The sequence below is a fragment of the Amycolatopsis sp. NPDC059027 genome, assembly GCF_042739735.1.
Taxonomy (GTDB): Bacteria; Actinomycetota; Actinomycetes; order Mycobacteriales; family Pseudonocardiaceae; genus Amycolatopsis.
The window spans coordinates 87964-95557 of the sequence record NZ_JBHYIK010000015.1; the positions used below are offsets into that span (position 1 = coordinate 87964).

3 protein-coding genes are annotated in these 7594 nt (G+C 73.8%); 2 read left to right on the top strand and 1 reads right to left on the bottom strand.

Features of this window, described 5'->3' with window-relative positions; translation table 11 throughout:
• Window positions 1–33 precede the first annotated feature (33 nt).
• A complete protein-coding gene (locus ACFWY9_RS13020; RefSeq protein WP_378338944.1) occupies window positions 34–1632 on the bottom strand; it encodes a helix-turn-helix domain-containing protein in 1599 nt (532 codons plus the stop codon).
• A 190-nt stretch (window positions 1633–1822) separates the two neighbouring features.
• On the opposite strand from ACFWY9_RS13020, the gene ACFWY9_RS13025 reads away from it, so the two are divergent.
• Window positions 1823–4621, top strand: a complete 2799-nt coding sequence (locus ACFWY9_RS13025; protein ID WP_378338945.1) for an AAA family ATPase — start codon at window positions 1823–1825, stop codon at window positions 4619–4621.
• Complete coding sequence (locus ACFWY9_RS13030) at window positions 4618–7446, top strand: ATP-binding protein (protein ID WP_378338946.1); 2829 nt, start codon at window positions 4618–4620, stop codon at window positions 7444–7446. The genes ACFWY9_RS13025 and ACFWY9_RS13030 overlap by 4 nt, the downstream gene beginning before the upstream one ends.
• Window positions 7447–7594: the final 148 nt, after the last annotated feature.

The following is a 7594-nucleotide window of genomic DNA, read 5'->3' on the forward strand; positions in this document are numbered from 1 at the left end:
GGGGGGGGGCGTCGCCGTCCCCCACTTGGGGGGTCAGGGCGACGCCGCCCGCGGGGGGGGGGCGCCCGGCGCCGGCGGGCCAGCCCCCCCGAGGCCGAACAACTCGGGCCAGGGATGCGGCCGCACCCGCACGTAGGAAAACCAGTGCAGGGCACGGGCGACCGCGATCACGTCGTGGTGCCAGCGGGCGTGTGCCGCGTACCGGATCGCCGGGATCCAGTTGCCCGCCTCGGCGTCCAGCCAGGCCTCGGCCTCCGCGCACGTGCGCAGCGGAACCGAAGCGGGCTCGCCGCACGGTTCGGCTCGCTGCCACACGTCGAACAGCAGGCCCGCCCGCGTCGCGGTGTGCACCAGCCACGCGTTCGTCCGGTCGGCGGCCGCCCGCCGCGCCGACGGGGATTCCTCCTCCCGGAACCGTTCGACGGCGAACGCCCGGAGCAGCCCGTGGAGTTCGTACCGGTCGCCGTCGCGCCGCACCAGGCTCGCCTCGGCCAGCGCCGTCAGCGCGCGTCCGGCGTCGTCCGGTTCGATCCCGGCGGCCACCGCGGCCAGCGCCGGGGTGAAGTCCGCGCCGGGGACGACCGACAGGTGCCGGAAGACCAGCCGGGTTCGTTCGCCGAGCTGGCGGTAGGACAACGCGAAGGCCGTCCGTACCTGGAGATGACCCGCGGACAGCAGGGACAACCGCCGCTCGTCGGCCAGCATCGTGGCCAGGCCCTTCAGCGTCCACTGTGGACTCACGGCCAGCCGGTGCCCGGCGAGCCGCAGTGCCAGCGGCAGATTTCCGCACAGCCGCGCGACTTCCGCCGCCGCGCCGGGCTCACTGTCCACCCGCCGCGCACCGGCGATCCGCGCCAGCAGGGCCACCGCGTCGGCGGTCCGCAGCACGTTCAGCACCCGGTGGTGACCGCCGGTGAGTTCGGTCAGCGCTCGCCGGCCCGCCACCAGCACGAGGCACCGGGCGGTCCCGGGGAGCAGCGTCCGGACCGCGTCCGCGGCCGGCACGTTGTCCAGCGCCAGCAGGACCCGCTTGCCGTCGAGCAGCGACCGGTAGAGCCAGGCCCGCTCGGCGAGCGATCCGCGGATCTCGGTCTCGGGCACGCCCAGCAGGCGCAGCAGCCGGTCCAGCGCCCGCGCCGGGGTCAGCGGTTCGTCCATCCCCCGCAGGTCGAGGAAGAACCGGCCGTCCGGGAACAGGTCCGCCAGCGCGTGCGCGGCGGTGGTGAGCAGGCTGGTCTTGCCGACGCCCGGCAGCCCGGAGATCGCGGCGACCGGAACCTCCTCGGTCCCCCGCGCGACCAGTTCGGCGAACGCGCGAAGCTCGGCGAGTTCGGTGTCGCGGCCGATCAGTTCCCCGGACGGGTCCGGCTTCGGCGGCCCGGCCGGGGCGCGGCGACGGCCTCGGCGGGCCGCGGCGAGGAATTCCGCCCGCGCCCGATCCGCCAGCCGCAGCGCGTCGGCCAGCGCGTCCACCGACCGCCGCTGCGGACCGCGCGCCCTGCCGCGTTCGATGTCGCCGATCGCGCGCACGCTCATTCCCGACGCTTCGGCGAGTTCCTCCTGTGTGAGCCCGGTCGCCTGCCGGTGCCGCAGCAGCAACTCACCGAACGTCGCTTCTTTCCCCCACTGCATGATGCCCCTCATTGCTCTCGTCCCGGCGCCTTGAACCCCCAGCGGCGTGACATCACACAGTGTTAGTCTCGACCCCCCGTTTTGCCTCACGGTCTGCACCGCAATACTTAACGGGCACCCCGGATTAACCAATCGGGCACCCCGTTTTGGTGACAGTGGGTGATGATCCTGGTGCGGGGGAGGTACCACGGTGGTTCTGCAAACCGAGCGGCCCTTGATCGGCCGCGAGGACCAGCTCGCCCGTGTGCGCGAGTTGCTCACGGCCGGTGCCGGCATGCTGGTCTTCGAGGGGCCGCCCGGTGCCGGCAAGACCGCCCTGCTGGCGGCGGCCGGGAAGCTGGCCGGGGCCGCGGGCCTGCCGGTGGCCAGTGCCCGGGCGCATCCGCTGAAGGGGGACTTCACCTTCGGCGTCGTCCGGCAGTTGTTCGAACCACTGCTGGCGGCCCAGCCGGAAGAGGAACGCGCCGTCGCGCTGAGTGGCCTGGCCGCCCCCGCCGGACAGGTGATCGGCGGGAACGCCGAGCATGACAACGATGTCGGGGACACCTTCGCCGTGGTGCACGCGCTGTACTGGCTCACCGCGCGGCTCGCCGAGCGACGGCCCCTGGTACTGGCGATCGACGACGTCCAGTGGGCGGACACGGCCACACTGCGCTGGCTGCTGTACCTGGCCCGGCGCGCCGAGGGACTGCCCGTGGTGCTGCTGGCCTGTCGCAACGTCGCCGAGCCCGGCGCCGATCCCGGGTTGCTGGCCGAACTGGCCGACGCGCTCGCCGGTGTCGAGGTGCCCTGGCTGACCACCGGCCAGGCGGCCGAGCTGATGACCGGGGTGTTCGGCCGCTCGCCCGATCCCGGTTTCAGCGCCGCGTGTCACCGCGCCACCGCGGGCAATCCGTTCCTGCTCGGTGAACTGGCCGCCTCGCTGGCCGCCCAGGGCCTCACCCCGACCGCGGAGGTCGCGGACCGGGTGCCGGACCTGGTCCCGGAGACCGTGTCCGCATGGGTGTCCGCCCGGATACGGGCCGATTCGGCGACCGCCGAACTGGCCAAGGCGGTCGCGGTGCTCGGCGACGGCACGGACCTCGCCACCGCCGCCGCTCTGGCCGATCTACCGCTGGACCGGGCGGGTGCGGCGGCGGACGCACTGGCCGCGCTGCGGTTCCTGGCCGGGACGCATCCGCTGGAGTTCGTCCATTCGATCGTCCGCAACGCGGTCCTCTCCGGGATCGCGCCGGACGAACGCGAGGCAGCCCACCGGCGCGCCGCCCGTCTGCTCCACGAGCGGCGCCGGCCGGACGAACAGATCGCCGCTCAGCTGCTGGCGTCGGGCCCGACCGGGCAACCGTGGGCGGTCGACGCGCTCCGGGCGGCCGCGGACACGGCGATGCGCCGGAGCGGTCCCGAGGCCGCGGTCACCTATCTCCGCCGCGCGCTGGAGGAGCCGGCGCCCGGAGCTCTCGAGGTCGACCTGTTCGCTCAACTGGGCCAGGCCGAGCTCGCGGTGGACGCGCCGAGCGCGGTCGCCCATCTCAGCGAAGCGTTCGACAAGGCAGGGGACCCCCGCCGCGCCGCCCGGATCGCGAGCGGTCTCGCGGTCGCGATCACGCAGTGCGGCGAGTTCGCGCGCGCGGAGAAGGTACTGGCCCACGCGATGGCCGGCCTCGGCCCCGGCGAGCACGAGCTGATCATGGAGCTGGAGGCGACCAGCATGATGATCGGACTCGCCGCCTTCGCGCCACCGATGGCCGCCAGGGCGCGCCGGCTGTTCGCCACGGCCACGAGCCCGGAGATCGTTCGCTGGGCGGCCGCGTCCCTGGCGATCTACGGAGCATGGGCGGGTGGCTCGTGTGCGGAGGTGGTCGCCATGGCCGAGCGGACCTTGGAGCTCGAGGCCGGGCACGATCAGCTCTCCCTGGTGGCGACCGGGCTGGCCGCGGCCGCCAGCTGCTACGCCGGCCGGTTCGACCTCGCCGACGCGAGCGGTGACCGGATCCTCGAACTCGCGCGCGCCACGGGAATTCCGACGATCGCGAAATGGGCGCACTGGACATTCGGCTTCGTCGCGTACCAGAAAGGCCATGTCACCGACACGATCGAGCAAATGCGGATCGCCGACGAGATCTCCGAATCGGTCAACGGCGAGGGCAACCATCCTGACGTCTACGCGGGATTCGCGGAGTCCTATGTGGACCAGGGCAGGCCGGACGAGGCGGACGCGGTGCTCGCCAGGTTCGGGTTTCTCGACGGTGACGTTCCCGAGAGCACCGGGGCGTCCGCGCTGTTCGGTGTGCGTGGCCGGATCCGGCTGCTGCGCGGTGACCCGCGCGGAGCGCTCGAGGACCAGCTGCGCTCCGGCCGGATCCTCGAAGGGCTGGGAATCGGAAGTCCGGCGCTGTCGGCCTGGCGGTCCCGCGCCGCGGTGATCCACCACCGGCTCGGCGAGCCCGCGGAGGCCACGCGGCTGGCCGGTGCGGAACTGGAGCTGTCCCGCGCGTGGGGTGTCCCGCGCCCGCTCGGCATCGCGCTGCGGGCGCACGGAATCATCCACGACGACCTGGACACGCTGGCCGAATCGGCCGAGGTGCTGGCGGGTTCGCCCGCCCGCCTCGAACACGCTCGCAGCCGGTTCCGGCTCGGGCTGGCCCTGCACGCCCGCGGTCACGCCGAGGACGCGCGGGCCCAGCTGCGCCAGGCATACCGGCTGGCCAGGGAATGCGGGGCGGACGCGCTCGTCGAGCGCGCGGGGGAAGCCATCACCCGTGCCGGCGGCCGGCGGCCCCGCGCGGCGCGGACCGGCGCCGGGGCACTCACCCCGCGGCAGCGCCGGATCGCCGAGCTGGCCGCGGCCGGACGGACCAACCGGCAGATCGCCGAGGAGCACTACCTGACCTTGCGCACCGTGGAACACCATCTCACCGGCGTGTACCAGGTGCTCGGCATCGATCGCCGTGAAGAGCTCGCCGCGGCTCTCGCGGCAGGGGAATCGTGAACACCCCGCTGTTCGGCCGGGACGCCCAGCTCACCGCCATAGCGGATGTCCTCGCCGCGGGGAAACCGGATCATCTGGTGCTGTCGGGGATTTCCGGCGCAGGGAAGTCCGCCCTGCTGGACAGCGCGGCCGGCCTCGCTGTCCGAAACGGACACCGGGTGTTGTGGGCAGGCGCCCATCCGCTGGAGCAGGACTACGCGTTCGGCCTGGTGCGCCAGCTCTTCCAGCCGATCATCGCCGAACTGTCCGATGCGGACCGTGCCGCGTTGTTCGCCGGGGCGGTGGCTCCGGCCGTCGCCGCGGTGTGGCCGGAGCCGGGACCACCCGCCGAAGCCGGTGACGCGCATTTCGCCGTTCCGCACGCCCTGTACTGGCTCGCGGTGCGGCTGGCCGAACAGGGTCCGATCGTGCTCGTCGTCGATGACGTGCAATGGGCGGACGAGGCTTCGCTGCGCTGGCTGGCGTACCTCGCCGGCCGGGCGGATCCGGTACCGCTCCTGCTGATCGCGGCGCGCACCACCGGAATGCGGGGCGGTCAGGAGGCGCTGGTCGACCAGCTGACCGGGCACCTGCGCCCCGTGGCGGTGTCCGGACTGTCCGAACCGGACGTCGCCGCGTTCGCCCGCGCCGCGCTGAAGGCCGAACCCGAACACGGTTTCGTGGCCGCTTGCCGCGAAGTCACCGGCGGGAACGCGTTCCTTCTCGGCGAACTGCTCGCCACCCTGGCCGCGGAGGACGTACCGCCCACCGAGGACGCGATCACCCGGCTGGCCGAGTTCAGCCCGCACGGGGTGTCGCGCTGGGTGCTCACCAGGATCCGGCGCGCCGATCCGGACGCCTCCGCCGCCTGCGCCGCGGTGGCCGAAGCGATGGCGATCCTCGGGGAGAGTGCCTTCGTGCCGGTCGTGGCCGCCGTCGCGGGACTCCCCGAGGAGACTGTCGAGCGTGCCGCGGACCTGTTGTCGCACATGGGTTTGCTCCGCGGCCTGGCCCCGATGCGGTTCGCGCACGCCATCGTCCGCGGCGCGGTCGACGGGGAGATCCCGGCCGGGCGGCGCCGCACCGCCCACGCGCAGGCCGCCCGCGTGCTGGACACCCGGCGCGGCGACGCGGAACGGGTCGCCGCGCATCTGCTCGCCTGCGATCCGATCGGCGAGCCGTGGGCGGCCGACGCGTTGCGCCGGGCGGCCCGGCAGGCACTGCACCGGGGCGTCGCCGAGCCCGCGGGGCGGTACCTGCGCCGCGCGCTCGCCGAAAGCGGGGACGAGACGACCAGGGTGGTGGTGACCGCCGAACTGGGCCGCGCCGCGCTCTCCGTGGACCTGCCTTCCGCCGTGGCACACCTCACCGACGCGTTCGACGCCGTGGTCGCGTTGCCGCGCGAATCCTGGCCGGACCGGCTGTTCACCGCGACCGTGGCCAAGGACCTCACCCTCGCCACCGGGGCGAGCGGGAACTTCTCGATGGGGCGTGACGTGCTCGACCAGGTGGCGGCGGCCCTCGGGGACAGCGAGCCCCAGCTGGTCTGCGATCTGGAGGCGTACGCGATCGGCGCGGGCGTCGGCATCCCCGGGTTCCCGCACGAGGAACGGCTTGCCCGCCTGCGCGAACGGGCCGCGGCCTTCCCGGATTCCGCGCGGCTGGCGGCGGCGCTGACCGCGCATCACCGGTCCGGCACCGGAACCGGCCGGGAGCGGGTGGTCGAGGATCTGCGCCGGGCATGGGAACTGCCCACGGCCTCGGCCATCGAACGGCTGGGGGCCTTCGCGTTCTGTGCCGCCGGGCTGTGCCGGGCCGACGAATTCGACCTCGCCGCACGGTTCAGCGAGGCACTCGTGGCCGAATCGTCCGTGGCGGGTCAGCCGATGTTCGCCGAACTCGGGCACGCGCTGCACGGTGTGGTCGCCTTCCACACCGGCCGGCTCACCGACGCGCTCGACGAGGCACGCGCGGCGATCGAGCTCCGCGACAGCCTGTCCGGGGGCCACTGGCCGGCGTCCGGCTGGGAGGGTCATCTGATCCGGGTCCACCTCGCCCGAGGTGAGTTCGAAGAGGCCGAACGGCTGCTGAGCGCGGCCGGGGAACCCGAGACCTGGCAGCCGAGCTACTTCGTGAACTGGCTGCTGCACGGGCGCGGGCAGATGCGCTCGCTGCGCGGGGACCTCGAAGGCGCGCTGGCGGATCATCTGGAGTGCGGCCGCAGCCTCGCCGGATACGACATCCACAATCCGGCGGAAATCCCGTGGCGGTCCCGGGCGGCACTGGCGAACCACCGGCTGGGGCGAACCGGCACGGCTGTCGAATTGGCGACCGAGGAGCTCGAGCTGGCCCGGCGCTGGGGCGCGCCACGAGCCCTCGGCCAGGCCCTGCGCGCGCTCGGCCGGATCACCCGCGACACCGACCTGCTCGCCGAATCCGTTGCCGTGCTGACGGATTCGCCTGCGAAACTGGCCCGCGCGTACTCCCTGTTCCACTTAGGACTCGCCCATCACCGGGAAAGCCGCCGCGCCGACGCCAGAACCGTGCTCACCCGGGCACACCGGCTCGCGCACGAATGCGGCGCCCACCGGCTGGCCGAGAAGGCCGCCGAGGCGGTGACGCGGATCGCCGGCCGCCGGCCGAACGCACCCCGGATCGGCCTGGCCGCGCTGACCGCGCAGGAACGCCGGATCGCCGAACGGGCCGCGGCGGGCGCGGGCAACCGGCAGATCGCCGAGGAACTGTTCCTCACGTTGCGCACGGTGGAACAACACCTCACCTCCGCCTATCGCAAACTCGGCATCGACGGCAGGCGCGGGCTCGCCGGCGCCCTGCGTTCCCGCTAGTTCTGCCGGTTCTTCCACCTGGCACGGTCCGCGTGCCGGGATTAGCGTGAGACCTGTTCGTGCGCCCTTCAGCCCTCATTCGCACGAACGCGAAGTGACGGCCGCCCCCCCCCCGCCCCCCCCCCCCCCGCGGGCGGGCGGCCCCGGG